We start from the raw sequence: 26,143 nt of genomic DNA, 5'->3' as shown, positions 1-26,143 counted from the left end.
ATGCTGAGCATTCTCTGGAATCTGGCGGCGTTCATTGTTGCACTGGGTGTACTGATTACCGTGCATGAATTTGGCCATTTCTGGGTTGCCCGGCGCTGTGGTGTGCGGGTGGAGCGATTCTCGATTGGCTTTGGCAAATCGCTCTGGAAGCGCACCGATAAGCATGGCACCGAGTTTGTCATTGCTCTGATTCCCCTGGGCGGCTATGTCAAAATGCTCGACGAACGCGTTGAGCCTGTCGCCCCGGAACTTCGCCATCGCGCGTTTAACAATAAAACTGTTGGACAACGTGCTGCCATCATCGCTGCCGGCCCGGTAGCCAATTTCATCTTCGCTATCTTCGCCTACTGGCTGGTGTTTATCATCGGCGTGCCTGGCGTGCGCCCGGTCGTGGGCGAAATCACCACGGGTTCTATTGCGGCAACGGCGCAAATTACACCGGGAATGGAACTTAAAGCGATTGATGGTATCGAAACCCCTGATTGGGATGCCGTGAGGTTACAACTGGTTGCCAAAATTGGTGATGAGCAGACAACCGTCAGCGTATCGCCATTTGGTTCCGACCAGCGGCAGGAAAAAGTGCTGGATTTACGCCACTGGCGCTTTGAGCCAGACAAAGAGGACCCTGTCGCCGCACTCGGGATTCGACCGCGCGGCGCGCAGATCGAGCCGGTATTAGCCGAAGTACAGGCCAAATCGGCAGCGAGTAAAGCAGGTTTACAAGCGGGTGACAGGATCGTTAAAGTCGATGGTCAGCCATTAACACAATGGATGACCTTTGTTACTCTGGTGCGCGATAATCCAGGCAAGCCGCTGGCGCTGGAAGTGGAAAGGCAGGGGAGTTCGCTCTCACTGACCCTCACTCCGGATACCAAATCGGGCGGCGGTAAGGCGGAAGGGTTTGCAGGCGTTGTGCCGAAAGTGATCCCACTGCCAGATGAGTACAAGACAATACGCCAGTATGGGCCGTTTAGCGCCATCGTTGAGGCCACGGATAAAACATGGCAGCTGATGAAGCTTACGGTCAACATGTTGGGGAAATTGATAACCGGTGATGTGAAACTGAACAACCTCAGTGGGCCAATTTCGATTGCTCAGGGGGCTGGGATGTCAGCGGAGTTCGGGGTGATTTACTATCTCATGTTCCTTGCGCTGATTAGCGTGAACCTGGGGATAATCAACCTGTTCCCGCTTCCCGTATTAGATGGGGGCCATCTGCTGTTTTTAGCGATTGAAAAGCTAAAAGGCGGACCGGTATCCGAGCGAGTTCAAGACTTTAGTTATCGCATTGGCTCGATTTTGCTGGTGCTGTTAATGGGGCTTGCACTTTTCAATGATTTCTCTCGGTTGTAAGAGAGTTAGTTAGGAAGAACGCATAATAACGATGGCGATGAAAAAGTTGCTCATAGCGTCGCTGCTGTTTAGCAGCGCGACCGTATACGGTGCTGACGGGTTCGTAGTGAAAGATATTCATTTCGAAGGCCTTCAGCGTGTCGCCGTTGGTGCGGCCCTCCTCAGTATGCCTGTGCGCCCCGGCGATACGGTTAATGATGAAGATATCAGTAACACCATCCGTGCTCTGTTTGCCACTGGCAACTTTGAGGACGTCCGCGTCCTGCGCGATGGTGATACGCTGGTGGTTCAGGTAAAAGAACGTCCAACGATTGCCAGCATCACTTTCTCCGGCAACAAGTCGGTGAAAGACGACATGCTCAAGCAGAACCTTGAGGCATCGGGTGTTCGTGTGGGGGAATCTCTGGACCGCACAACCCTTGCAGACATTGAAAAAGGTCTGGAAGATTTCTACTACAGCGTCGGTAAATACAGCGCGAGCGTTAAAGCGGTTGTTACACCGCTGCCACGTAACCGTGTTGACCTGAAACTGGTCTTCCAGGAAGGTGTTTCTGCGAAGATCCAGCAGATCAACATCGTGGGTAACCACGCGTTCAGCACCGACGAACTGATCTCCAACTTCCAGCTGCGTGACGAAGTACCGTGGTGGAACGTGGTGGGCGATCGTAAATACCAGAAACAGAAACTGGCGGGTGACCTTGAAACTCTGCGCAGCTACTATCTGGATCGCGGTTACGCCCGTTTCAACATCGATTCAACTCAGGTGAGTCTGACTCCGGACAAGAAAGGTATCTACATTACCGTTAACATCACAGAAGGCGATAAGTACACGCTTTCGGGTGTTGAAGTCAGCGGCAACCTGGCAGGACATTCTGCTGAAATTGAATCTCTGACCAAAATTCAGCCGGGCGATCTGTACAGCGGATCTAAAGTCACCAAAATGGAAGACAGCATTAAGAAGCTGCTCGGCCGTTATGGTTATGCGTATCCGCGTGTGCAAACGCAGCCGGAAATTAACGACACGGATAAAACCGTTAAGCTGCACGTTAACGTTGATGCGGGCAACCGCTACTACGTGCGTAAGATCCGCTTCGAAGGTAACGATACCTCTAAAGACTCCGTTCTGCGCCGTGAAATGCGCCAGATGGAAGGGGCATGGCTGGGAAGCGATCTGGTAGACCAGGGTAAAGAGCGTCTGAACCGTCTGGGCTATTTCGAAACGGTCGATACCGATACGCAGCGTGTACCGGGTCGTCCGGATCAGGTTGATGTTGTTTATAAAGTTAAAGAACGTAATACCGGTAGCTTCAACTTCGGTATTGGTTACGGTACTGAAAGTGGCGTGAGCTTCCAGGTCGGTGTACAGCAGGATAACTGGCTGGGTACGGGCTACTCTGTCGGTATCAACGGGACGAAAAACGACTACCAGACTTACTCTGAGTTCTCCGTTACCAACCCATACTTCACCGTCGACGGTGTAAGCCTGGGCGGTCGTATCTTCTATAACGACTTTAAAGCGGACGACGCGGACCTCTCCTCGTATACCAACAAGAGTTACGGTCTGGATGGTACGCTCGGCTTCCCGGTCAACGAATACAACACCCTGCGTGCAGGTTTAGGCTACGTGCATAACGACCTGTCCAACATGCAACCGCAGGTGGCGATGTGGCGTTATCTGGACTCCATCGGTCAGTCGGCGAGTACGTCCAGCGATGACAACGGTTTCGCCGCGGATGACTTCACCTTCAACTACGGTTGGACCTACAACCGTCTTGACCGTGGCTACTTCCCGACGGAAGGTTCACGCGTCAACCTGAACGGTAAAGTGACTATCCCGGGCTCGGATAACGAGTTCTACAAGGTCACGCTGGATACGGCGTCCTACTTCCCAATTGATGAAGATCACAAGTGGGTTGTTCTGGGTCGTACCCGTTGGGGTTATGGTGACGGTTTAGGTGGCAAAGAACTGCCGTTCTATGAAAACTTCTACGCCGGTGGTTCAAGCACCGTGCGTGGCTTCCAGTCCAATAACATTGGTCCGAAAGCGGTTTATTACGGCGGTAATGACGAAGATAACTGCGCAAGCCGTGATCCTAAGCAAGTATGTAGCTCTGATGACGCAGTAGGCGGTAACGCTATGGCCGTGGCGAGCCTCGAGTTCATCACGCCTACGCCGTTTATCAGCGATAAGTATGCGAACTCCGTGCGTACCTCCTTCTTTATGGATGCAGGTACGGTGTGGGACACCAACTGGGAGAACACCGCCCAGACGCGTGCGGCGGGGGTTCCGGACTACAGCGATCCGAGCAACATTCGCATGTCCGCAGGTATCGCATTACAATGGATGTCACCGCTGGGGCCGTTGGTCTTCTCTTACGCCCAGCCGTTTAAGAAATACGATGGAGACAAAGCGGAGCAGTTCCAGTTTAACATTGGTAAAACCTGGTAATAATCCGCTGCAATGGAATGCGTTGGCAGTGTAGCGCTGACAACCGGCGATCGGTAAAACGATCGCCTTGCCACGCAAAGAACGGTACCCCTCGGGTGCCAATGGGATGGTAAGGAGTTAATTGTGAAAAAGTGGTTATTAGCTGCAGGTCTCGGTTTAGCGATGGCAACTTCTGCTCAGGCAGCGGATAAAATTGCAATCGTCAACATGGGTAATTTGTTCCAGCAGGTTGCACAGAAAACCGGTGTTTCTGCAACGCTGGAAAACGAATTCAAAGGCCGTGCGAGCGAACTGCAACGTATGGAAGGTGATCTTCAGTCCAAGATGCAGCGTCTTCAGCGTGATGGTTCTACCATGAAAGCGAGCGAGCGCAGCAAACTGGAAAAAGACGTCATGTCTCAGCGCCAGACCTTCTCTCAGAAAGCGCAGGCTTTCGAGCAGGATCGTCAGCGTCGTTCTAACGAAGAGCGTGGCAAACTGGTGACGCGTATTCAGTCTGCCGTTAAAGCAGTCGCAGCCGATCAGAGCATCGATCTGGTTGTTGATTCGAACGCCGTTGCATTCAACAGCAGCGATGTTAAAGACATCACCGCTGATGTTCTGAAACAGGTTAAATAAGTAATGCCTTCAATTCGACTGGCTGATTTAGCTCAGCAGTTGGATGCAGAATTACACGGTGATGGCGATATCGTCATCACCGCTGTTGCGTCCATGCAATCTGCTAAAGCAGGCACTATTACCTTCATGGTAAGCCCTAAGTACCGTGAACACCTGGCCCAGTGCCAGGCGTCTGCCGTTGTTCTGACGCAGGACGATCTTCCGTTTGCCACTAGCGCTGCACTGGTAGTGAAAAATCCCTACCTGACCTATGCGCGCATGGCCCAAATTCTTGATACCACGCCGCAGCCGGCACAGAACATTGCAGCCAGTGCTGCGATTGATCCGACGGCTCAGCTGGGTAACAACGTATCAGTCGGCGCAAACGCCGTTATCGAATCCGGCGTCGTGCTGGGTGATAACGTGGTGATTGGCCCAGGCTGCTTTGTTGGAAAAAATACGAAAATTGGCGCAGGGACTCGTCTGTGGGCCAATGTCTCTGTCTACCATGAGGTTGAGATTGGCGAGAATTGTCTCGTACAGTCCAGCACGGTGATTGGTTCTGACGGATTTGGTTACGCTAACGATCGGGGTAACTGGGTTAAGATCCCTCAGCTGGGTCGCGTGATTATCGGCGATCGTGTGGAGATCGGCGCTTGCACCACCATCGACCGCGGTGCGCTTGACGACACCATTATTGGTAACGGTGTTATCATAGACAACCAGTGCCAGATTGCACATAACGTTGTGATTGGCGACAATACCGCAGTTGCGGGTGGTGTTATCATGGCAGGCAGCCTGAAAATTGGCCGATACTGCATGATTGGCGGTGCCAGCGTGATCAATGGCCATATGGAAATATGCGACAAAGTCACGGTGACGGGGATGGGCATGGTGATGCGTCCAATCACTGAGCCTGGCGTTTATTCCTCCGGTATTCCGCTGCAACCGAACAAGGTCTGGCGTAAAACAGCTGCACTGGTGATGAATATTGATGATATGAGCAAGCGACTCAAAGCGATTGAGCGCAAAATCGATCAACAAGACTAAGCGTTCATCCGTTTAACGCTAAATTTCCCGGCCTGTCGGCTTTGTTTATAAACCGGCAGGCCGTGTTATTATTGCTACTTAGTACATTTGACAGGAAGAGTATTTTGACTACTGACACTCATACTCTGCATATTGAAGAGATTTTAGAACTTCTGCCGCACCGCTATCCGTTTTTACTGGTAGACCGTGTGCTGGATTTTGAAGAAGGTCGTTTTCTGCGCGCAGTGAAAAATGTCTCCGTTAACGAGCCGTTCTTCCAGGGGCACTTCCCTGGTAAACCTATCTTCCCGGGGGTATTGATCCTGGAAGCGATGGCACAGGCTACCGGTATTCTGGCGTTTAAAAGCGTAGGTAAACTGGAACCGGGTGAACTCTATTACTTCGCGGGTATCGATGAAGCGCGCTTCAAGCGTCCGGTCGTGCCTGGTGATCAAATGATCATGGAAGTCACTTTTGAAAAAACGCGTCGCGGCCTGACTCGCTTCAAAGGCGTAGCTATGGTTGACGGCAAAGTTGTTTGCGAAGCGACAATGATGTGTGCGCGTAGCCGGGAGGCCTGATACGTGATTGATAAATCCGCCTTTATTCATCCTACCGCCATTGTGGAAACGGGTGCCATCATTGGTGCCAATGTCCACATCGGCCCGTTTTGTATTGTTGGACCCCATGTCGAAATTGGTGAGGGTACAGTACTGAAATCTCACGTTGTCGTGAATGGTCATACCACCATTGGCTGCAACAATGAGATCTATCAGTTCGCCTCCATCGGCGAAGTTAACCAGGATCTCAAGTATGCTGGCGAACCGACCCGCGTGGAAATCGGCGATCGTAACCGCATTCGCGAAAGCGTCACCATTCATCGTGGTACAACGCAAGGCGGTGGATTGACGAAGGTGGGCAGCGACAACCTGTTTATGGTTAATGCGCACATTGCGCACGACTGTACCGTGGGGAGCCGCTGTATTCTCGCCAACAACGCAACGCTGGCGGGACACGTATCGGTCGATGATTTCGCCATTATTGGCGGCATGACCGCAGTCCATCAGTTCTGCATCATTGGTGCACACGTGATGGTCGGCGGATGCTCCGGTGTGGCGCAGGACGTCCCACCGTTTGTGATTGCGCAGGGCAACCATGCCACGCCGTTTGGCGTGAACATTGAAGGTCTCAAGCGTCGTGGCTTCAGCCGCGAAGCGATTACCGCGATCCGCAACGCGTACAAATTGCTGTACCGTAGCGGTAAAACGCTGGAAGAGGCTAAGCCGGAAATTGCCGAGCTGGCGAATAAGCACCCTGAAGTGAAAACGTTCATGGAATTCTTTGAACGTTCAACCCGTGGTCTGATTCGTTAATGGTCGACAGTCGTCCGCTTACCATCGCCCTGGTCGCCGGAGAAACCTCCGGCGATATTCTTGGTGCAGGTCTTATCCGCGCGCTTAAAGCCCGTGTACCCAATGCCCGCTTTGTGGGCGTGGCTGGGCCGCTAATGCAGGCCGAAGGCTGCGAAGCCTGGTATGAAATGGAAGAGCTGGCTGTGATGGGCATCGTCGAGGTGCTGGGCCGCTTGCGTCGCCTGCTGCATATCCGCGCCGACCTTACCCGCCGCTTTACCGACCTCAAGCCCGATGTATTTGTCGGCATTGATGCGCCTGATTTCAATATTACCCTTGAAGGGAACCTGAAAAAGCAGGGGATCAAAACGATCCATTACGTCAGCCCGTCCGTGTGGGCGTGGCGACAGAAACGCGTTTTCAAAATCGGACGGTCCACCAATCTGGTGCTGGCTTTTCTGCCTTTCGAAAAAGCGTTTTACGACAGATTTAATGTCCCGTGCCGTTTTATCGGTCATACCATGGCGGATGCCATGCCGCTGGATCCGGATAAAAACGCGGCGCGTGACGAACTGGGCATCCCGCATGATGTGCATTGTCTGGCGCTGCTGCCAGGAAGCCGGGGTGCGGAAGTTGAAATGCTCAGTGCTGATTTCCTGAAAACGGCGCAAATTCTTCGCAAGACTTACCCCGATCTTGAAGTGGTCGTGCCGCTGGTGAATGCCAAACGCCGGGAGCAGTTTGAGCGTATCAAAGCCGACGTCGCCCCGGATCTTCACGTCCGCTTGCTGGACGGAAAAGGGCGGCAAGCCATGTTTGCGAGCGATGCCGCACTGCTGGCTTCCGGCACGGCTGCGCTGGAGTGTATGCTGGCAAAATGCCCAATGGTGGTCGGTTATCGCATGAAGCCGTTTACCTTCTGGCTGGCAAAACGTCTGGTAAAAACAGATTACGTATCTCTGCCAAACCTGCTTGCGGGTCGCGAGCTGGTGAAAGAGCTCTTGCAGGATGAATGCCAGCCGCAGGCGCTGGCAGATGCGCTGCTGCCGCTGCTGGCCAACGGTAAAACCAGCCACCAGATGCACGATACGTTCCGTGAACTGCATCAACTGATCCGCTGTAATGCTGATGAGCAGGCGGCCGATGCGGTGCTGGAGTTAGCACAATGATGGAATTTATTTATCCCCATACCCACCTCGTTGCCGGTGTGGATGAAGTCGGTCGTGGCCCGTTAGTGGGTGCCGTTGTGACCGCGGCGGTGATCCTCGATCCAGCCCGCCCGATCGTTGGCCTGAACGACTCGAAAAAACTGAGCGAAAAGCGTCGTTTAGCGCTGTTCGATGAAATTAAAGAGAAAGCGCTGGCCTGGAGTCTCGGGCGCGCAGAACCGCATGAGATTGACGATCTAAACATTCTGCACGCTACCATGCTGGCGATGCAGCGTGCCGTTGCGGGCCTGAAGATTGTGCCTGAGTATGTACTGATCGACGGTAACCGTTGCCCGGCGCTGCCGATGCCTTCCATGGCTGTTGTTAAAGGCGATAGCCGCGTCGCAGAAATCAGTGCGGCGTCAATCATTGCCAAAGTGACGCGCGATGCTGAAATGGCCGCGCTGGACCTCACTTATCCCGCGTATGGTTTCGCCCAGCACAAGGGATATCCAACGGCTTTCCATCTGGAAAAGCTGGCTGAACATGGCGCAACTGAACATCATCGGCGCAGCTTTGGCCCGGTGAAACGCGCGCTGGGACTGGTGTCCTGAATCAAGACGCAAGCAATTAAGTAACGCGGGATTTGAAGATGGCTGAACCACGTTTCGTACACCTGCGGGTGCATAGCGACTACTCCATGATCGATGGGCTGGCAAAGACCGGGCCGCTGGTAAAAAAGGCGGCCTCGCTTGGCATGCCTGCGCTGGCGATCACCGATTTTACCAACCTGTGTGGCCTGGTGAAGTTCTACGGAACGGCGCATGGCGCAGGATTAAAGCCCATCGTCGGTGCGGATTTTCATGTGCAGAGCGACCTGCTCGGCGATGAGATGACGCAAATTTCCGTGTTAGCCATGAATAACACGGGCTATCAGAACCTCACTCTGCTGATCTCAAAAGCCTACCAGCGCGGCTACGGCGCACTGGGCCCATGGATTGACCGCGACTGGCTGGCAGAGCTGAACGAAGGTTTGCTGCTGATCTCCGGCGGTCGTATGGGGGATGTCGGCAAATGTCTGCTGCGCGGTAACAACGCGCTGGTGGATCAGTGCGTCTCGTTCTACGAAGAGTATTTCCCGGATCGCTATTACCTGGAGCTGATCCGTACCGGGCGTGCGGACGAAGAGAGCTATCTGCATGCGGCCGTCGCCCTGGCGGAAGCGCGTGGCCTGCCTGTAGTGGCCACCAACGATGTGCGCTTCCTTGAGGCGGGCGATTTTGACGCGCATGAAATTCGCGTCGCTATCCACGACGGCTTCACCCTCGACGATCCGAAACGCCCGCGCAACTACTCATCGCAGCAGTACATGCGCAGCGAAGAGGAGATGTGTGAGCTTTTCTCGGACATCCCGGAAGCGCTGGAAAACAGCGTAGAGATTGCCAAGCGCTGTAACGTCACCGTGCGTCTCGGCGAATACTTCCTGCCGCAGTTCCCGACGGGCGACATGACCACCGAAGATTTCCTGGTCATGAAATCGAAAGAGGGTCTGGAAGAGCGTCTGGAATTCCTTTTCCCGGATGAAGCGGTCCGTAAAGAGAAGCGTCCTGAATATGACGAGCGCCTGGATATTGAGCTCCAGGTGATCAACCAGATGGGGTTCCCTGGCTACTTCCTGATCGTGATGGAGTTCATCCAGTGGTCGAAAGATAACGGCGTGCCGGTAGGCCCGGGCCGTGGTTCCGGTGCCGGCTCGCTGGTGGCGTACGCACTGAAAATCACCGACCTCGATCCGTTGGAATTCGACCTGCTGTTCGAACGTTTCCTCAACCCGGAACGTGTCTCCATGCCCGACTTTGACGTCGACTTCTGCATGGAAAAACGCGACCAGGTGATTGAGCACGTGGCCGATATGTACGGTCGTGATGCGGTTTCACAGATCATTACCTTCGGGACGATGGCGGCGAAAGCGGTTATCCGCGACGTGGGCCGCGTTCTGGGCCACCCGTACGGTTTTGTCGATCGTATCTCTAAGCTGGTGCCGCCCGATCCGGGCATGACTCTGGCGAAAGCCTTTGAAGCTGAACCTCAGCTGCCGGAAATCTACGAAGCCGACGAAGAGGTCAAAGCGCTGATCGACATGGCGCGCAAGCTGGAAGGCGTCACGCGTAACGCCGGTAAGCATGCGGGGGGGGTGGTTATCGCCCCGACCAAAATCACCGACTTTGCGCCGCTGTACTGCGACGAAGCGGGCCAGCATCCGGTCACCCAGTTCGACAAGAACGACGTAGAATACGCCGGGCTGGTGAAGTTCGACTTCCTCGGCCTGCGTACGCTGACCATCATCAACTGGGCGCTGGAGATGATTAACGCCCGTCGCGAGAAGAACGGCGAACCGCCGCTGGATATCGCGGCTATCCCGCTTGATGACAAGAAAAGTTTCGACATGCTGCAACGCTCGGAGACGACAGCCGTCTTCCAGCTTGAATCCCGCGGCATGAAAGATTTGATTAAGCGTCTGCAACCCGACTGCTTCGAAGATATGATCGCGCTGGTGGCCCTGTTCCGTCCGGGGCCGTTGCAGTCGGGGATGGTGGATAACTTTATCGACCGTAAGCACGGGCGCGAAGAAATTTCCTACCCGGACGTTCAGTGGCAGCATGAAAGCCTGAAACCGGTACTGGAGCCAACCTATGGCATCATCCTGTATCAGGAACAGGTGATGCAGATCGCCCAGGTACTTTCGGGTTATACCCTTGGCGGCGCAGACATGCTGCGTCGTGCGATGGGTAAGAAAAAGCCGGAAGAGATGGCCAAGCAGCGCTCCATCTTTGAAGATGGAGCGAAGAAAAACGGCATCGATGGCGAACTGGCGATGAAAATCTTCGACCTGGTGGAGAAATTCGCCGGGTACGGATTTAACAAATCTCACTCCGCCGCCTATGCTTTGGTTTCGTATCAGACGCTGTGGCTGAAAGCTCACTATCCCGCTGAGTTTATGGCAGCGGTAATGACTGCCGATATGGACAACACCGAGAAGGTGGTTGGCCTGGTGGACGAGTGCTGGCGCATGGGGCTGAAGATCCTGCCGCCGGATATTAACTCGGGCCTGTATCATTTTCACGTTAACGATGACGGGGAAATCGTCTATGGGATCGGCGCGATCAAGGGCGTGGGTGAGGGTCCGATCGAGGCGATCATTGAAGCGCGTAACAACGGCGGCTACTTCCGTGAGCTGTTCGATCTGTGCGCCCGTACCGATACCAAAAAACTGAACCGCCGCGTGCTGGAAAAACTGATCATGTCCGGCGCGTTTGACCGTCTGGGGCCACACCGCGCCGCGCTGATGAACTCGCTCGGCGATGCGCTGAAGGCGGCCGATCAGCATGCGAAAGCGGAAGCCATTGGCCAGGCGGATATGTTCGGCGTGCTGGCGGAAGAGCCAGAGCAGATCGAGCAGTCCTATTCCAACTGCCAGCCGTGGCCAGAACAGGTAGTGCTGGATGGAGAGCGGGAAACGTTAGGTCTGTACCTGACGGGGCACCCGATCAACCAGTATCTTAAAGAAATTGAGCGCTATGTCGGCGGCCACAGGCTTAAAGACATGCATCCGACAGAACGTGGTAAAATCACCACGGCTGCGGGGCTCGTGATTGCTGCAAGGGTAATGGTCACCAAGCGCGGCAATCGTATCGGCATCTGTACCCTGGATGACCGTTCCGGGCGTCTGGAGGTGATGTTGTTCACCGACGCGCTGGATAAATACCAGCAATTGCTGGAAAAAGACCGCATACTTATCGTCAGCGGACAGGTCAGCTTTGATGACTTCAGCGGGGGGCTTAAAATGACCGCCCGCGAAGTGATGGACATTGACGAAGCCCGGGAAAAATATGCTCGCGGGCTTGCTATCTCGCTGACGGACAGGCAAATTGATGACCAGCTTTTAAACCGACTCCGTCAGTCTCTGGAACCCCACCGCTCGGGGACCATTCCAGTACATCTCTACTATCAGAGGGCGGATGCACGCGCGCGGTTGCGCTTTGGTGCAACGTGGCGTGTCTCTCCGAGCGATCGTTTACTGAACGATCTCCGTGGCCTCATTGGTTCGGAGCAGGTGGAACTGGAGTTTGACTAATACAGGAATACTATGAGTCTGAATTTCCTTGATTTCGAACAGCCGATTGCAGAGCTGGAAGCGAAAATCGATTCTCTGACAGCCGTGAGCCGTCAGGATGAAAAACTGGATATTAACATCGACGAAGAAGTGCATCGTCTGCGCGAAAAAAGCGTAGAACTGACGCGCAAAATCTTTGCCGATCTCGGCGCATGGCAGATCGCCCAGCTGGCGCGACATCCACAGCGTCCGTACACCCTGGATTATGTCCGCCTGGCGTTTGACGAATTTGACGAACTGGCAGGCGACCGCGCATACGCTGACGATAAAGCTATCGTCGGCGGTATCGCGCGTCTGGATGGACGTCCGGTGATGATCATTGGTCATCAGAAAGGCCGTGAAACCAAAGAGAAAATCCGTCGTAACTTCGGTATGCCAGCTCCAGAAGGCTACCGTAAGGCCCTGCGTCTGATGGAGATGGCTGAGCGTTTCAATATGCCAATCATCACCTTCATCGACACGCCGGGTGCTTACCCGGGGGTTGGCGCCGAAGAGCGTGGTCAGTCTGAAGCCATCGCACGCAACCTGCGTGAGATGTCTCGCCTGAAAGTGCCGGTCATCTGTACCGTTATCGGTGAAGGTGGGTCCGGCGGTGCGCTGGCAATTGGCGTGGGCGATAAAGTGAATATGCTACAGTACAGTACCTATTCCGTTATCTCTCCGGAAGGCTGTGCCTCCATCCTGTGGAAAAGTGCCGATAAAGCGCCGCTGGCTGCTGAAGCGATGGGCATCATTGCCCCACGTCTGAAAGAGCTGAAGCTGATCGACACCGTTATCCCTGAACCGCTGGGTGGCGCGCATCGTAAGCCGGAAGTGATGGCTGCTTCCCTGAAAGCGCAGCTGCTGGCAGACCTGGCGGACCTGGACGTGCTGAGCACAGAAGATCTGCTCAACCGTCGTTATCAGCGTCTGATGACCTACGGTTACGCGTAAGCCTCACAATTATCCTAAAAGCCGCACATTGTTGCGGCTTTTTTTATACCTGCCGTTTACCTTAACTATGCTTATCTGATGTTTTTCAAGGAGGTAAACCATGAACATCATTGCCATCATGGGGCCACACGGCGTCTTTTATAAAGACGAACCCATCAAGGAGCTGGAGCAAGCCCTTAAAGCACGCGGATACCAGCTGATCTGGCCGCAAAACAGCGCCGACCTGCTGAAATTTATCGAACACAATCCGCGCATCTGTGGCGTGATATTCGACTGGGACGAATACGACATGGAGTTGTGCAGCGATATCAATAAGCTCAACGAATATCTTCCGCTGTACGCGTTTATCAACACTCACTCGACCATGGACGTGAGTGCGCACGATATGCGTATGGCGCTGTGGTTCTTCGAATACTCACTCGGCGTTGCCGAGGACATTGCGACCCGCATTCAGCAGTACACCGGTGAATACCTCGATAACATCACACCGCCGTTTACGCGCGCATTGTTCACCTATGTGAAAGAAGGGAAGTACACCTTCTGTACGCCAGGCCATATGGCGGGAACGGCCTATCAAAAAAGCCCGGTGGGATGCCTGTTCTACGATTTCTTCGGCGGTAACACGCTGAAGGCGGACGTGTCGATTTCGGTCACCGAGTTAGGCTCTCTGCTGGATCATACCGGCCCGCATCTGGAAGCTGAAGAATACATCGCCCGGACCTTTGGCGCCGAGCAAAGCTACATGGTGACCAACGGTACCTCAACCTCGAACAAAATCGTCGGGATGTATGCCGCGCCTGCCGGCAGTACGCTGTTGATTGACCGAAACTGCCATAAATCACTGGCGCATTTGCTGATGATGAGCGATGTGGTGCCGCTCTGGCTGTCGCCTACGCGTAATGCGCTGGGTATTCTCGGCGGCATTCCTCGCCGTGAGTTCGCGCATGAAGCCATTGAGAATAAGATCGCGGCTATCCCCGAGGCAAGCTGGCCTGTGCATGCGGTGATCACCAACTCCACCTATGACGGGCTGCTTTACAACACGAACTGGATCAAGCAGACGCTGGACGTGCCGTCGATTCACTTTGACTCCGCGTGGGTGCCTTACACTAATTTCCACCCGATTTACTCGGGTAAAAGTGGGATGAGCGGCGAGCGGGTGCCGGGCAAGGTGTTCTTCGAAACGCAGTCGACGCACAAAATGCTGGCCGCGTTTTCCCAGGCGTCTCTCATTCACATCAAGGGTGAGTACGACGAGGACACCTTCAACGAAGCTTTCATGATGCACACGACCACGTCGCCAAGCTACCCGCTGGTGGCGTCCATCGAAACGGCGGCAGCGATGCTGCGCGGTAATCCGGGTAAACGCCTGATCAATCGTTCGGTGGAGCGGGCGTTGCATTTCCGAAAAGAGGTTCAGCGACTTAAAGATGAAGCGGACGGCTGGTTCTTTGATATCTGGCAGCCGGAAGAGATTGATGAGGCAGAATGCTGGCCCGTCGCGCCGGGGGAGAGCTGGCACGGTTTTCGGGATGCTGATGCGGACCACATGTTCCTCGATCCGGTTAAGGTGACAATCCTGACGCCGGGCATGGATGAGCAGGGTGTGATGGGTGAGGAAGGGATCCCGGCAGCGCTGGTGGCGAAGTTCCTTGATGAGCGCGGCGTGGTGGTGGAGAAAACCGGCCCCTATAATCTGCTGTTCCTGTTCAGCATCGGGATCGATAAAACCCGCGCGATGGGGCTGCTCAGGGGACTGATGGAGTTTAAGCGCGCATACGATCTGAACCTGCGGGTGAAGAACATGCTGCCGGATCTCTACGCGGAAGATCCTGACTTCTACCGCAATATGCGTATTCAGGATCTGGCCCAGGGGATTCACAGGCTGATCCGCCAGCACGATCTGCCGCGCCTGATGTTGCAAGCATTTGATGTTCTGCCTGAAATGAAGCTGACGCCGCACAGGGCGTGGCAGCGCCAGGTGAAAGGGGAGGTTGAAACCGTTGAACTGGAGAACCTGGTCGGGCGGGTATCGGCCAACATGATCCTGCCTTATCCGCCGGGCGTGCCGCTGCTGATGCCGGGTGAAATGATCACCGAGGAGAGCCGGGCGGTGCTCGATTTCCTGCTGATGCTCTGTTCGGTGGGGCGCCACTATCCTGGCTTTGAAACGGATATTCATGGCGCGAAACGCGATGATAACGGCGTGTACTGGGTGAGAGTCCTAAAATAAAAGGGGCCGCTTGCCAGGGGCGGGTTGTCGGTTGTAACGTTCAGGGCATCATAAAAAGGAGAAACTATGCTGGGTTTAAAAGCGGTTCATCATATTGCGATCATTGCCACCGATTATGCGAAAAGTAAGGCATTCTACTGCGACGTTCTCGGCTTTACGCTGTTGAGCGAGGCCTACCGTGAGGAGCGCGACTCCTGGAAAGGCGATCTGGCGTTAAACGGTCAATATGTGATTGAGCTGTTCTCTTTTCCTTTCCCGCCAGCGCGTCCTTCACGCCCGGAAGCCTGCGGCCTGCGCCACCTGGCCTTCAGTGTCGATGACCTGGACAGCGCGGTAAAACATCTGGAAGCCCACGGCGTGGCCTGCGAAGCGATTCGTGTCGATCCCTTTACCGATAAACGTTTCACTTTTTTCAACGATCCGGACGGCCTGCCGCTGGAGCTTTATCAGCAGTAATCGCCGTCATGTGTGATAATGCCCGTTCAGTTCGGGCATTTTTTATGTGTAATTTCCTATGACCTTACCCGCTATCGCGCACGCCGTTTCACCCTACCGCCAGCTGCTGGTGGGGTTCAGCGGTGGCCTGGATTCCACCGTTTTGCTGCACCGCCTTAAGCTCTGGCGCGACCGTGAGCCTGACGTCCAGCTGCGGGCGATGCATATCCATCACGGCTTAAGCCCCCATGCCGAAGACTGGGTGGCGCACTGCGAAGCGGTGTGCTCAGGGTGGGAGATCCCGCTGATCGTTGAACGCGTCACGCTTGAGGATGAGGGGCTGGGTATTGAGGCGCAGGCGCGGAAAGCCCGCTACGCCGCGTTTTCTGGCGCATTACAGCCTGGAGAAGCGTTGGTCACCGCGCAGCATCTGGACGACCAGTGCGAGACGTTTTTACTGGCGCTCAAGCGGGGCAGCGGGCCTGCGGGTTTATCCGCCATGCCTGAGCGCGCTGATTTTGCTGAAACAGAGCTCATCCGCCCGCTGCTGGGTGAGACGCGCGCATCACTGGAAGCCTGGGCGCAGCAGCATCATCTGTGCTGGATTGAAGACGACAGCAATCAGGACGACAGTTACGACCGTAACTTCCTGCGCCTGCGCGTCTTACCGCTGCTGAGTGAGCGCTGGGCGCATTTTTCCGAAGCGGCGGCCAGAAGCGCCATGCTGTGTGCTGAACAGGAAAGCTTGCTGGATGAGTTGCTGAGCGGGGAGCTGAATACACTGATTACCGCTGACGGTGCCCTGAACGTTGCGCCGTTGAAGGTGATGAGCCCCGTGCGTCGGGCTGCTCTGATTCGCCGCTGGCTGGCTTACCACCGTGCGGTTATGCCGTCCAGGGCGATGCTCAACCGTATCTGGGAGGAAGTTGCACAGGCGAGGGAAGATGCCGCACCGTGTATACACCTGAATGGTTATGACGTCAGGCGTTATAAAGGGCAACTCTGGTGGGTAAAATCTGTGCCGTCGCTGGCTGACGTTGTGCTCGGCTGGCCGTCGCCGGAAAAAGCATTAACGCTACCGATGAATGCCGGTGTCGTTGCGTTAAGTCATTCGGGCAATGTGCGTCTACCTGAGCCGGACGAGAACGTTACCATACGCTTCAGGGCCAGCGGCATGCTGCATATCGTCGGTCGTAACGGCGGGCGTAAGCTGAAGAAAATCTGGCAGGAACAGAACGTTCCGCCCTGGCGACGTGATACCACGCCGCTTCTGTTTTACGGCGACACGCTCATCGCGGCGGCAGGGGGGTTCATCACTGAAGAGGGGTGGGCTGAAGCGGGTGTTAATTTTGAATGGAAAGCGTAACGGGCAGCCTGGCTGCCCGTTGGTTATCAGGATTCGCTCACCACGACGGTGCCGATTTCCGGATGGCTGAAACTGGCAATTTTGTCGAGGCGTAGCTCACGCGTTGCACCTGCATCTTCCACAACCAGGTATTCCACATTTTTACGGGAAACCAGATCGCTGGCCTTTGCCTTTAGCACTTCGCCATCTTTTAGCTCCAGCGTCAGTATTAAATGATGCTGGCAGGCGAGTTCGAGGTTGTCATAGTCATCACAATTGATGGGTTGATAAGTATCATTCATCGACATAATCGCTCACCAGTAAATTCGCCGCAGCATACGCTGCTTTTTCCCTGACCGATTCAGAAAGGCTCTCATCAGAGGCCACTTCATTTAGCACGTTCAATACACAGCCCAACGCATCCGGAATGTACCCCAGATCTCCGCTGGCGATCTCCGCATACCGTCTGCGAATCAACTCACAATAATTATTCACATCACCTCCTGCCAGCGTACTGACTTACTGTGAGATATCATTAAGCCTACGAAGTTAAACTCGGTTTAGCAAGGTGACTATACCATACTCATTTAAGCAATATCAGCGCCTTGATAAGAGTGAGCCACCACCTCGTAACAGCCTTTTGCCGCGGTTTTCGCTACAATGTACGCCTGATTCAAAAGGAGTTCTCTCATGGCGCTGAAAGCGACTATTTATAAAGCTGTGGTCAATGTGGCGGATCTTGACCGTAACCAGTTTCTGGATGCGTCATTGACGCTGGCGCGTCACCCTTCTGAAACCCAGGAGCGCATGATGCTGCGCCTGCTGGCGTGGATTAAGTATGCCGACGAGCGTCTGCAATTTACCCGTGGTTTAAGCGCGGAAGATGAACCGGAAGCCTGGTTGCGCAACGATCATCTGGGTATCGATTTATGGATTGAGCTTGGCCTGCCGGATGAACGCCGGATCAAAAAGGCCTGCACCCAGTCTGCTGAAGTGGCGTTGTTTGCCTACAACCAGCGCGCGGCGGAGATCTGGTGGCAACAAAATAAAAATAAATGTGCGCAGTTCAAAAATCTTACCGTCTGGTATCTGGATGATGAACAGCTGGCGCAGCTGAGTGCGTTCGCCAGCCGGACGATGGCGCTACAGGCAACAATTCAGGACGGTGCCATCTGGCTTTCCGATTCTCAGAATAATCTGGAAATTCATCTCACGGCCTGGCAGCCCGCATCATGATTGTATTGTCCCGAAATGTCAGCATCCCTGATAACGAGCTGGAGATCACCGCTATCCGGGCCCAGGGCGCAGGGGGGCAGCACGTTAACAAGGCCTCAACGGCTATCCATTTGCGCTTTGACATTCGGGCCTCCAGCCTGCCAGAGTATTATAAAGAAAGCCTGCTTGCCGCCAGCCATCACCTGATCACCAGCGAGGGTGTGATAGTGATTAAAGCGCAGGAGTATCGCAGCCAGGAGCTTAACCGGGAAGCGGCAATTGCCCGGCTGGTCGCGGTCATCAAAGAGCTGACGGCTGTACAAAAAAGTCGCCGGGCAACACGTCCAACGCGGGCATCGAAAGAACGTCGGTTGTCATCGAAGGCGCAGAAATCCACCGTAAAATCACTGCGTGGCAAAGTCCGTCACCCATAATGTGACGAAAGGGATACCCTTTTCATAAGGAAAGTATTGTGAAAAAAGCATTATTATCAGCGCTGGCCGTGACAAGCCTGTTTGCGCTTTTTGGCTGTAATAACCGTTCGGAAACGCAGGTACTACAGCCAACGCAAAATGAAGAATTAAAGCCGATGCAGCAAAGCTGGCGCGGCGTATTACCGTGTGCAGATTGCGAGGGCATCGAAACCTCTCTGTTCCTGCAAAAAGATGGCACCTGGGTCATGAACCAGCGTTACCAGGGGGCGAAAGAACCGTCTTCTTTTGCATCTTACGGAACATGGGCGCGTACGGCTGAGAAGCTGGTATTGACGGATACCACGGGCGATAAAACCTTCTTCCGCGCCAAAGGCGAGGGGATGGAGATGCTCGATCGCGAAGGCAATCCGATTGAATCCCAGTTCAACTACACGTTGGCCCCGGTGAAAGCGACCCTGCCAGCCACCCCAATGGCGATGCGAGGAATGTATTTCTACATGGCGGATGCGGCGATCTTCACTGACTGTGCAACCGGGAAGAAAGTCAGCGTGGCGAACAATGCCCAGCTGGAGCGAGACTATGCCGTTGCGCGCGGCAACGACAGTAAGCCAGTGTTGCTGACGGTTGAAGGGCATTTTACGCTGGAGCCAAACCCGGATAGCGGCGAGCTGGTGAAAACGCTAGTGGCAGATAAAGACGCGAAGTTTGCTGCGGGGAAAGACTGCGACAGTAAATAAGATATAGCCATTAAAAAACCCCGCACTGGCGGGGTTTTTTGTTTCTTAACCTTTGATGGCTTTCACCAGGTAATCAAGAATATCGCCCGTCTTGATCATCTGTTTTTCGCCGTTGCGACGGTACTTGTATTCAATCTCGTCGCTGTCGAGGTTACGGTCGCCAATGACGATGGTGTGTGGAATACCGATCAGTTCCATGTCAGCAAACATCACGCCAGGACGCTCTTTACGGTCATCCATTAGCACGTCGATACCTTTCGCGCTCAGCTCAGCGTAGAGTTTCTCAGCCAGCTCCTGCACACGGTAAGACTTGTGCATGTTCATTGGCAGGATCGCTACCTGGAAAGGCGCGATGTTATCCGGCCAGACGATTCCGCGTTCGTCATAGTTCTGCTCGATAGCGGCAGCAACAACGCGCGTTACGCCAATGCCGTAGCAGCCCATGGTCAGAACCTGGTTACGACCATCTTCGCCCTGAACGGCAGCGTTCATTGCGCGTGAGTACTTATCGCCCAGCTGGAAGATGTGGCCTACTTCGATACCGCGTTTGATCATCAGGGTACCCTTGCCGTCCGGGCTTGGATCGCCTGCGACCACGTTACGGATGTCAGCCACTTCCGGCGTCGCCACGTCCCGATCCCAGTTGATGCCGAAGTAGTGTTTATCGTCGATGTTTGCGCCCGCAGCGAAGTCGCTCATCGCCGCAACGGTGCGGTCAATGACCACCGGAACAGGCATGTTCACCGGGCCCAGAGAACCAGGACCTGCATTCACCACGGCGCGGATCTCCGCTTCCGTTGCGAAGGTCAGCGGGCTGGCAACCTGCGGCAGCTTCTCGGCTTTCACTTCGTTCAGCTCGTGATCGCCTCGTACCAGCAGGGCAACCAGTGGATAAGCGCTACCTTCAGCCGATTTCACCAGCAGGGTTTTCACGGTTTTTTCGATCGGCAGAGTAAACTGCTCCACCAGCTCGGCGATGGTTTTCGCGTTTGGCGTATCAACCAGCGTCATCTCTTGCGTTGCCGCGCCGCGTGGTTCTTTTGGTGCCAGCGCTTCTGCAAATTCGATGTTCGCGGCGTAATCAGAGGAGTCAGAGAAGATCACATCGTCTTCGCCGCTCTGCGCCAGAACCTGGAATTCATGGGAGGCGCTACCGCCGATTGAACCGGTATCAGCCTGTACAGCACGGAAATCCAGCCCCATGCGGGAGAAGATTTTACTGTAGGCCGCGTACATTTTGTCGTAGGTCTCTTGCAGCGATTCCTGAGAAGTATGGAAAGAGTAAGCATCTTTCATCAGGAACTCGCGAGAACGCATGACGCCAAAGCGTGGACGCACTTCGTCACGGAACTTGGTCTGGATCTGGAAGAAGTTCAGCGGCAGCTGTTTGTAAGAGCTCAGCTCGTTACGGATCAGATCGGTGATCACTTCTTCATGCGTTGGGCCGAGGACGAATGGACGATCGCCACGATCGGCAATACGCAGCAGTTCAGGACCGTACTGCTCCCAGCGACCGCTCTCCTGCCACAGTTCAGAGGGCTGAACGACCGGCATTAACACCTCGATAGCACCGGCGTTGTTCATCTCTTCACGCACGATGTTTTCGACTTTTTTCAGGACGCGCACGCCGGTCGGCAGCCAGGTGTATAACCCGGAGGCCAGCTTGCGGATCATCCCGGCGCGCAGCATCAGCTGGTGGCTGATCACCTCGGCGTCGGCAGGTGTCTCCTTCAGAGTGGAGAGCAGATATTGGCTAGTACGCATGTTGTTACGGTTCCATTTCGACGATTGGAACAGGCTGAAACACCAGCCTGACACAAAAAAAGTGGTTTAGTTTACCAGTGTGGCAAAGATGCCAAAAGAGAGGAGAACAAAATTACCTGGGTTCCAGGGCAAACACTTCAAAACCCGCCGCAGTCACGCGCCAGCGCACGTTAAAGTCCAGCAGCCAGACGGCGTACGTTTTCCCGGCTTCCTCTTCTTTGCGGTAGGCGGGACGGGGGTCCTGCGCCAGCACTTCAACGATAAAGTCACGCAGACGTGGATAACGCTTTTCCAGCTCGCTGATTTGCGTCGTTATTTCAGACGTGAAGTGAACCGGCATATCTGCCTGCGGTGCGTCCTGAGCATAGCTTGCCCGGGCATCCGGCAGCGCTTCGGCGAAGGGCAGGTAAGGCTTAATATCTATGACCGGTGTGCCATCAACCAGGTCAAGGCTACCTAACTCCAGGATCACCTGATCTCTCTGACAACGTATGCCTTTCAGCTCGACCAGCGACATTCCGATGGGGTTGGGACGAAAGGTTGAGCGGGTGGCAAAGACCCCCATTCTGGCATTTCCGCCCAGACGAGGAGGACGCACAGTGGGACGCCAGCCGCCTTCCATGGTCTGGTGAAACACAAAGACCACCCATAAATGGCTGAACGCCTCAAGCCCGCGCACTGCATCGGCCTGGTTATACGGCGCGACAAGATGAAGCTCGCCGCCGCCGTGAATGACCAGACCCGGCTGACGCGGCACGGCGAACTTTTCTTTATAAGGGGAGCGGATAACGCCTATCTGCTCGAACTGAAATGAACTCATTTCGCCGTAATGTTAAGCGCAGAACCGATACATACCGCCTGACGATAGCAACCTGGTGTGCCGCTGGTGACTTCACAGCTGTGCAGCAACACCGCGTTGGCTTTCATTTTCGACGCGTTGATTTGCATACGCTTGCGGGCTGTCGGAATATTGGGTGGAGAGTCCTGATTCGTTGCCTGGCAGGATTCGCCGCTCACTTCGCCCAGTTCACGGAATGGCTTACCGACCAGCTCGTCGGCTTTGGTAATAATACGTACCGGCGCAGCGCGAGGCGCTTTCGGTTTTGCTGGCTCCGCTTTTGGCGGGGTTGCAGTGCTTTGAACAGGTTCAACAGGAGATCTGCTTAGCATAGAACAGCCGCTCAGCATCAGTGCTAAAAGACAGATCGGTAAAGCACGCATAATAATTCCTCAGTGGATAATCAAAACGTCAGATATTGAAGCAGTTGACCGCACAAATGACAAGACGGGCAAATGCCCGTCTTGATGATATTACACTGCCGGGAGATTACCAGCCTTTAACCGCGCCGCCGTTAAACACCTTATTGGCTTCCTGGTACACTTCTTCAGACTGATATGCCTGTATGAATTTCTTCACATTCTCCGCGTCTTTGTTGTCTTCGCGAGTCACGATCAGGTTGACGTACGGGGAATCTTTATCTTCAACGAAGATGCCATCTTTCGCTGGGGTCAGGCCGATCTGGCTGGCGTAAGTGGTGTTGATCACGGCCAGGGCGATCTGCGCATCGTCCAGAGAACGTGGCAGCTGTGGTGCTTCCAGCTCAACAATTTTCAGATTTTTCGGGTTTTCGGTTACGTCCAGAACGGTCGGTAACAGGCCAACGCCTTCTTTCAGTTTAATCAGGCCCACTTTCTGTAGCAGAAGCAGGGAACGGCCAAGGTTGGTTGGGTCGTTAGGGACGGCAACCTGTGAACCCGGCTGGAGTTCATCCAGAGATTTAATTTTCTTGGAGTAGCCGGCAATCGGGTAAACGAAGGTGTTACCGACAGCAACCAGTTTGTAGCCGCGATCTTTGATCTGCTGATCCAGGTACGGTTTATGCTGGAAGGCGTTAGCGTCAATGTCGCCTTTGCTCAGCGCTTCGTTCGGCAGAACGTAATCGTTGAAGGTCACCAGTTCAACGTCCAGGCCATATTTCTCTTTAGCGATTTTCTGCGCGGCCTCAGCAACCTGCTGTTCTGCACCGACGATAACGCCTACTTTGATGTGGTTTGGATCTTTTTCGTCCTGACCGCAACCCACCAGTGCCAGCGAGCCAATCAGTGCGCCTACTGCTGCGAAGGTCTTAAATTTAAACGCCATGTTATATCCTTAACTCGTCGAGTTTGTGTTGTTTGTAACGTTATTTATGCGTAACAGCCCGGACGATACGATCGCCAGAGAATTGAATTAAGTAAACCAGCACAACCAGCAATACCAGAACGGTATTCATTACGGTAGCGTTATAGCCAATATAGCCGTACTGATATCCAATCTGGCCTAAACCGCCAGCACCTACGGCGCCGCCCATTGCAGAATAACCGACCAGCGTGATAAGCGTGATGGTTGCTGCGTTCACCAGCCCAGGCAGCGCCTCTGGCAGCAGAACTTTGCGAACGATCTGCATTGGTGTTGCACCCATCGCGCGGGAAGCTTCAATCAGGCCTGTTGGGATTTCCAGCAGGGCGTTTTCCACCATACGGGCGATAAACGGTGCCGCGCCTACTGTCAGCGGGACAATTGCCGCCTGCAAACCAATCGACGTCCCGACGATCACGCGAGTAAACGGAATCATCCACACCAGCAGAATAATGAACGGAATAGACCGGAAAATGTTCACCAGCGCAGAGAGCGTGCGATACAGCTTCGCGTTTTCAATAATTTGACCCGGGCGCGTGACGTACAGCAACACGCCGACCGGCAGCCCAATCACAAAACCAAAGAAGCCCGATACGAAGGTCATTGCCAGCGTTTCCCAAACGCCGCGAACCAGTAGCCACATCATCGGCTCAGACATAACCCAGTACCTCTACTTTTACGTGATGTTCTTGCAGCCAGGCAATTGCCGCCTGGGTTTCTTCCTGTGTGCCGTGCATTTCCGTCAGCATAATGCCGAACTTCACGCCACCGGCGTAATCCATCTGCGCGCTAATAATGTTGTTATTAACGTTAAAGCGACGCGCGGTTTCGGAAAGCAGCGGTGCGTCAACGGACTGACCCGTAAACTCCATGCGCAGCATTGGAACGCTGTCTGCAACGGCTTCTGTTTTCAGTCTTTCCAGATAATCTTCCGGAATATCAAGATGCAGTGTGGACTGAATGAACTGCTGAGCCAGCGGCGTTTTCGGGTGCGAGAAGACTTCGCTCACCGTGTCCTGCTCAATCAGCTCACCGTTGCTGATGACTGCTACACAGTCGCAGATACGTTTCACTACATCCATTTCATGCGTAATAAGGAGGATAGTCAGGCCCAGACGACGGTTAATGTCTTTTAACAGTTCCAGAATAGAGCGCGTGGTAGCCGGATCTAATGCGCTGGTGGCTTCATCGCACAGCAGCACTTTTGGGTTGCTTGCCAGCGCGCGAGCGATTGCTACTCGCTGTTTTTGCCCGCCGGACAAATTTGCCGGGTAGCTGTCATGTTTATCACCCAGACCAACCAGATCGAGCAGTTCGGTGACGCGACGCGTAATTTCTTCTTTTGGTGTGTTATCCAGCTCCAGGGGTAACGCAACGTTACCGAAAACGGTGCGTGAGGCCAGCAGGTTAAAGTGCTGGAAAATCATGCCAATCTGGCGACGCGCTTTGGTGAGTTCTTTTTCTGAGAGAGCGGTAAGCTCCTGGCCGCCAACTTCTACGCTGCCCTGGGTTGGGCGCTCAAGCAGGTTAACACAACGGATCAGCGTACTTTTACCTGCACCCGATGCGCCAATGACGCCATAAATCTGACCAGCAGGCACATGCAGGCTGACGTTGTTCAGCGCCTGAATGGTTCGGTTCCCCTGCTGGAACACTTTGGTGATATTGGAAAGTTTAATCATTAGATTATTTTTATCGTAAGTAAGTTAGCCGTGGCATTTTCTTCTGCCAGATACGGGGAATGACCGTAAACAAAATGGATGTTAAGGCATCCAGACGTCTAAATCAATCCACCTCTTTGCGATGAGCACTTTATTGCGCTGCGATTCATGAGATACTAACCGAACAAGCCTTTTTCAGGAGCAAACCGGTGGCAAAATCTGTACCCGCAATTTTTCTCGATCGTGACGGCACTATTAATGTGGATCACGGTTACGTCCATGAGATTGATGAGTTCGAATTTATCGAGGGCGTAATAGATGCCATGCGCCAGTTGAAAGAGATGGGCTATGCGCTGGTGGTGGTAACTAACCAGTCCGGTATCGCCCGAGGTAAATTTACCGAAGCGCAGTTCGAGACGCTGACGGAATGGATGGACTGGTCTCTGGCCGATCGCGGCGTCGATCTTGATGGCATCTATTATTGTCCGCATCACCCGCAGGGAAGTGTAGAGGCGTATCGTCAGACCTGCGATTGCCGTAAGCCACACCCGGGCATGTTTATCTCTGCAAAGGAATTCATGCACATTGATATGGCCGCATCTTATATGGTGGGCGATAAACTGGAAGATATGCAGGCAGCAGCGGCGGCAGGTGTAGGTACCAAAGTATTAGTGCGTACCGGTAAACCGGTCACCCCAGAAGCAGAAAATGCAGCCGACTGGGTGATAACTAGTCTGGCAGAACTGCCAAAAGAGATTAAAAAGCACCAAAAATAGGCGTTTTGGCGAAAAGGTGAGCGGTTGAAATAAAAATGCATTTTTCCGCTTGTCATTCCTCGGCGGCTCCCTATAATGCGCCTCCATCGACACGGCGGATGTGAATCACTTCACAGATAACCCGGTCGGTTGAAGAGAAAAAATCCTGAAAATCAGGGTTGACTCTGAAAGAGGAAAGCGTAATATGCGCCACCTCGCAACGGTGAGCGAAAGCCGCGTTGCACTGCTCTTTAACAATTTATCAGACAATCTGTGTGGGCACTCAAAGTGACATGGATTCTTAACGTCCTCGGACGAAAAATGAATACCAAGTCTCAACGAGTGAACAC

General features: G+C 54.0%; 25 protein-coding genes. 17 read left to right on the top strand and 8 right to left on the bottom strand.

The window, feature by feature from the left end; genetic code table 11:
* The 13 genes from rseP to tilS all read left to right on the top strand — a co-directional run bounded on the left by rseP (position 1) and on the right by tilS (position 17,069).
* The gene (gene rseP / locus ACOTXD_RS08500) at positions 1-1,353 is read left to right on the top strand and encodes a sigma E protease regulator RseP (protein WP_003856174.1); all 1,353 of its coding nucleotides are present in this window, start codon (positions 1-3) and stop codon (positions 1,351-1,353) included.
* Positions 1,354-1,384: 31 nt separating this feature from the next.
* Positions 1,385-3,802 (top strand): outer membrane protein assembly factor BamA, encoded by a 2,418-nt coding sequence (bamA, locus tag ACOTXD_RS08495; protein ID WP_061856037.1) that lies wholly within the window; start codon positions 1,385-1,387, stop codon positions 3,800-3,802.
* Positions 3,803-3,925: 123 nt separating this feature from the next.
* The gene (gene skp / locus ACOTXD_RS08490) at positions 3,926-4,420 is read left to right on the top strand and encodes a molecular chaperone Skp (RefSeq protein WP_003856169.1); all 495 of its coding nucleotides are present in this window, start codon (positions 3,926-3,928) and stop codon (positions 4,418-4,420) included.
* Positions 4,421-4,423: 3 nt separating this feature from the next.
* On the top strand, positions 4,424-5,449 hold the full coding sequence (gene lpxD / locus ACOTXD_RS08485) for a UDP-3-O-(3-hydroxymyristoyl)glucosamine N-acyltransferase (RefSeq protein WP_003856168.1): 1,026 nt from the start codon (positions 4,424-4,426) through the stop codon (positions 5,447-5,449).
* A 104-nt stretch (positions 5,450-5,553) separates the two neighbouring features.
* Positions 5,554-6,009, top strand: coding sequence for a 3-hydroxyacyl-ACP dehydratase FabZ (fabZ, locus tag ACOTXD_RS08480; RefSeq protein ID WP_003856165.1), 456 nt, complete (start codon positions 5,554-5,556; stop codon positions 6,007-6,009).
* A gap of 3 nt (positions 6,010-6,012) precedes the next feature.
* Positions 6,013-6,801 carry an acyl-ACP--UDP-N-acetylglucosamine O-acyltransferase gene (gene lpxA / locus ACOTXD_RS08475; protein WP_003856164.1) on the top strand — a complete coding sequence of 263 codons (789 nt, stop codon included), beginning with the start codon at positions 6,013-6,015 and terminating at the stop codon, positions 6,799-6,801.
* Positions 6,801-7,949, top strand: coding sequence for a lipid-A-disaccharide synthase (gene lpxB, locus ACOTXD_RS08470; RefSeq protein WP_003856161.1), 1,149 nt, complete (start codon positions 6,801-6,803; stop codon positions 7,947-7,949). Before lpxA ends, lpxB begins: the two co-directional genes overlap by 1 nt.
* Positions 7,946-8,542 carry a ribonuclease HII gene (rnhB, locus tag ACOTXD_RS08465; protein ID WP_003856158.1) on the top strand — a complete coding sequence of 199 codons (597 nt, stop codon included), beginning with the start codon at positions 7,946-7,948 and terminating at the stop codon, positions 8,540-8,542. The genes lpxB and rnhB overlap by 4 nt, the downstream gene beginning before the upstream one ends.
* Positions 8,543-8,580: 38 nt before the next feature.
* Positions 8,581-12,063, top strand: a complete 3,483-nt coding sequence (gene dnaE, locus ACOTXD_RS08460; RefSeq protein ID WP_003856156.1) for a DNA polymerase III subunit alpha — start codon at positions 8,581-8,583, stop codon at positions 12,061-12,063.
* A 12-nt stretch (positions 12,064-12,075) separates the two neighbouring features.
* On the top strand, positions 12,076-13,035 hold the full coding sequence (gene accA / locus ACOTXD_RS08455) for an acetyl-CoA carboxylase carboxyl transferase subunit alpha (protein WP_003856154.1): 960 nt from the start codon (positions 12,076-12,078) through the stop codon (positions 13,033-13,035).
* Positions 13,036-13,135: 100 nt separating this feature from the next.
* Positions 13,136-15,268, top strand: coding sequence for a lysine decarboxylase LdcC (locus tag ACOTXD_RS08450; RefSeq protein ID WP_003856152.1), 2,133 nt, complete (start codon positions 13,136-13,138; stop codon positions 15,266-15,268).
* Positions 15,269-15,334: 66 nt separating this feature from the next.
* A complete protein-coding gene (locus tag ACOTXD_RS08445; RefSeq protein WP_003856151.1) occupies positions 15,335-15,724 on the top strand; it encodes a VOC family protein in 390 nt (129 codons plus the stop codon).
* A gap of 58 nt (positions 15,725-15,782) precedes the next feature.
* On the top strand, positions 15,783-17,069 hold the full coding sequence (gene tilS / locus ACOTXD_RS08440; RefSeq protein WP_061856038.1) for a tRNA lysidine(34) synthetase TilS: 1,287 nt from the start codon (positions 15,783-15,785) through the stop codon (positions 17,067-17,069).
* Between the two features lie 26 nt (positions 17,070-17,095).
* On the opposite strand, the gene rof is transcribed toward tilS, so the two are convergent.
* On the bottom strand, positions 17,096-17,356 hold the full coding sequence (gene rof / locus ACOTXD_RS08435) for a Rho-binding antiterminator (protein ID WP_003856148.1): 261 nt from the start codon (positions 17,354-17,356) through the stop codon (positions 17,096-17,098).
* Complete coding sequence (locus ACOTXD_RS08430) at positions 17,343-17,543, bottom strand: YaeP family protein (protein WP_003856146.1); 201 nt, start codon at positions 17,541-17,543, stop codon at positions 17,343-17,345. The genes rof and ACOTXD_RS08430 overlap by 14 nt, the downstream gene beginning before the upstream one ends.
* A gap of 195 nt (positions 17,544-17,738) precedes the next feature.
* On the opposite strand from ACOTXD_RS08430, the gene ACOTXD_RS08425 reads away from it, so the two are divergent.
* The 3 genes from ACOTXD_RS08425 to nlpE are packed head-to-tail and all read left to right on the top strand — an operon-like array spanning position 17,739 to position 19,434.
* On the top strand, positions 17,739-18,284 hold the full coding sequence (locus tag ACOTXD_RS08425) for a YaeQ family protein (RefSeq protein ID WP_003856144.1): 546 nt from the start codon (positions 17,739-17,741) through the stop codon (positions 18,282-18,284).
* Positions 18,281-18,697: an alternative ribosome rescue aminoacyl-tRNA hydrolase ArfB gene (arfB, locus tag ACOTXD_RS08420; RefSeq protein ID WP_003856142.1), complete on the top strand. Its 417-nt coding sequence runs from the start codon at positions 18,281-18,283 to the stop codon at positions 18,695-18,697. The genes ACOTXD_RS08425 and arfB overlap by 4 nt, the downstream gene beginning before the upstream one ends.
* A 38-nt stretch (positions 18,698-18,735) precedes the next feature.
* On the top strand, positions 18,736-19,434 hold the full coding sequence (gene nlpE / locus ACOTXD_RS08415; protein ID WP_003856140.1) for an envelope stress response activation lipoprotein NlpE: 699 nt from the start codon (positions 18,736-18,738) through the stop codon (positions 19,432-19,434).
* 45 nt (positions 19,435-19,479) lie between these two features.
* On the opposite strand, the gene proS is transcribed toward nlpE, so the two are convergent.
* The 6 genes from proS to metN all read right to left on the bottom strand — a co-directional run bounded on the left by proS (position 19,480) and on the right by metN (position 25,059).
* Complete coding sequence (gene proS / locus ACOTXD_RS08410) at positions 19,480-21,198, bottom strand: proline--tRNA ligase (RefSeq protein WP_061856039.1); 1,719 nt, start codon at positions 21,196-21,198, stop codon at positions 19,480-19,482.
* A 112-nt stretch (positions 21,199-21,310) separates the two neighbouring features.
* Positions 21,311-22,018, bottom strand: coding sequence for a tRNA (N6-threonylcarbamoyladenosine(37)-N6)-methyltransferase TrmO (tsaA, locus tag ACOTXD_RS08405; RefSeq protein ID WP_003856135.1), 708 nt, complete (start codon positions 22,016-22,018; stop codon positions 21,311-21,313).
* Positions 22,015-22,419 (bottom strand): Rcs stress response system protein RcsF, encoded by a 405-nt coding sequence (rcsF, locus tag ACOTXD_RS08400; RefSeq protein ID WP_003856133.1) that lies wholly within the window; start codon positions 22,417-22,419, stop codon positions 22,015-22,017. Before rcsF ends, tsaA begins: the two co-directional genes overlap by 4 nt.
* Before the next feature lie 106 nt (positions 22,420-22,525).
* Complete coding sequence (gene metQ / locus ACOTXD_RS08395; RefSeq protein ID WP_003856132.1) at positions 22,526-23,341, bottom strand: methionine ABC transporter substrate-binding lipoprotein MetQ; 816 nt, start codon at positions 23,339-23,341, stop codon at positions 22,526-22,528.
* A 40-nt stretch (positions 23,342-23,381) separates the two neighbouring features.
* Positions 23,382-24,035 carry a methionine ABC transporter permease MetI gene (locus tag ACOTXD_RS08390; RefSeq protein ID WP_003856130.1) on the bottom strand — a complete coding sequence of 218 codons (654 nt, stop codon included), beginning with the start codon at positions 24,033-24,035 and terminating at the stop codon, positions 23,382-23,384.
* Complete coding sequence (gene metN / locus ACOTXD_RS08385; protein WP_003856124.1) at positions 24,028-25,059, bottom strand: methionine ABC transporter ATP-binding protein MetN; 1,032 nt, start codon at positions 25,057-25,059, stop codon at positions 24,028-24,030. Before metN ends, ACOTXD_RS08390 begins: the two co-directional genes overlap by 8 nt.
* A 188-nt stretch (positions 25,060-25,247) precedes the next feature.
* Here metN and gmhB point away from each other — a divergent pair, with 188 nt between their 5' ends.
* Positions 25,248-25,814 (top strand): D-glycero-beta-D-manno-heptose 1,7-bisphosphate 7-phosphatase, encoded by a 567-nt coding sequence (gene gmhB / locus ACOTXD_RS08380; protein WP_061856040.1) that lies wholly within the window; start codon positions 25,248-25,250, stop codon positions 25,812-25,814.
* The last annotated feature ends 329 nt before the right edge of the window (positions 25,815-26,143 follow it).

This window comes from Enterobacter cloacae complex sp. CDL013 (assembly GCF_049238805.1).
Lineage (GTDB): Bacteria > Pseudomonadota > Gammaproteobacteria > Enterobacterales > Enterobacteriaceae > Enterobacter > Enterobacter hormaechei_C.
This window is presented reverse-complemented; position numbering and strand designations above follow the sequence as displayed.

Bases quoted from the DNA above. Each gene is read 5' to 3' on its own strand.
- rseP (WP_003856174.1), top strand. From the start codon at position 1: ATGCTGAGCATTCTCTGGAATCTGGCGGCGTTCATTGTTGCACTGGGT.
- bamA (WP_061856037.1), top strand. From the start codon at position 1,385: ATGGCGATGAAAAAGTTGCTCATAGCGTCGCTGCTGTTTAGCAGCGCG.
- lpxD (WP_003856168.1), top strand. From the start codon at position 4,424: ATGCCTTCAATTCGACTGGCTGATTTAGCTCAGCAGTTGGATGCAGAA.
- lpxB (WP_003856161.1), top strand. From the start codon at position 6,801: ATGGTCGACAGTCGTCCGCTTACCATCGCCCTGGTCGCCGGAGAAACC.
- rnhB (WP_003856158.1), top strand. From the start codon at position 7,946: ATGATGGAATTTATTTATCCCCATACCCACCTCGTTGCCGGTGTGGAT.
- dnaE (WP_003856156.1), top strand. From the start codon at position 8,581: ATGGCTGAACCACGTTTCGTACACCTGCGGGTGCATAGCGACTACTCC.
- accA (WP_003856154.1), top strand. From the start codon at position 12,076: ATGAGTCTGAATTTCCTTGATTTCGAACAGCCGATTGCAGAGCTGGAA.
- ACOTXD_RS08450 (WP_003856152.1), top strand. From the start codon at position 13,136: ATGAACATCATTGCCATCATGGGGCCACACGGCGTCTTTTATAAAGAC.
- ACOTXD_RS08445 (WP_003856151.1), top strand. From the start codon at position 15,335: ATGCTGGGTTTAAAAGCGGTTCATCATATTGCGATCATTGCCACCGAT.
- tilS (WP_061856038.1), top strand. From the start codon at position 15,783: ATGACCTTACCCGCTATCGCGCACGCCGTTTCACCCTACCGCCAGCTG.
- rof (WP_003856148.1), bottom strand. From the start codon at position 17,356: ATGTCGATGAATGATACTTATCAACCCATCAATTGTGATGACTATGAC.
- ACOTXD_RS08425 (WP_003856144.1), top strand. From the start codon at position 17,739: ATGGCGCTGAAAGCGACTATTTATAAAGCTGTGGTCAATGTGGCGGAT.
- arfB (WP_003856142.1), top strand. From the start codon at position 18,281: ATGATTGTATTGTCCCGAAATGTCAGCATCCCTGATAACGAGCTGGAG.
- proS (WP_061856039.1), bottom strand. From the start codon at position 21,198: ATGCGTACTAGCCAATATCTGCTCTCCACTCTGAAGGAGACACCTGCC.
- tsaA (WP_003856135.1), bottom strand. From the start codon at position 22,018: ATGAGTTCATTTCAGTTCGAGCAGATAGGCGTTATCCGCTCCCCTTAT.
- rcsF (WP_003856133.1), bottom strand. From the start codon at position 22,419: ATGCGTGCTTTACCGATCTGTCTTTTAGCACTGATGCTGAGCGGCTGT.
- metQ (WP_003856132.1), bottom strand. From the start codon at position 23,341: ATGGCGTTTAAATTTAAGACCTTCGCAGCAGTAGGCGCACTGATTGGC.
- ACOTXD_RS08390 (WP_003856130.1), bottom strand. From the start codon at position 24,035: ATGTCTGAGCCGATGATGTGGCTACTGGTTCGCGGCGTTTGGGAAACG.
- metN (WP_003856124.1), bottom strand. From the start codon at position 25,059: ATGATTAAACTTTCCAATATCACCAAAGTGTTCCAGCAGGGGAACCGA.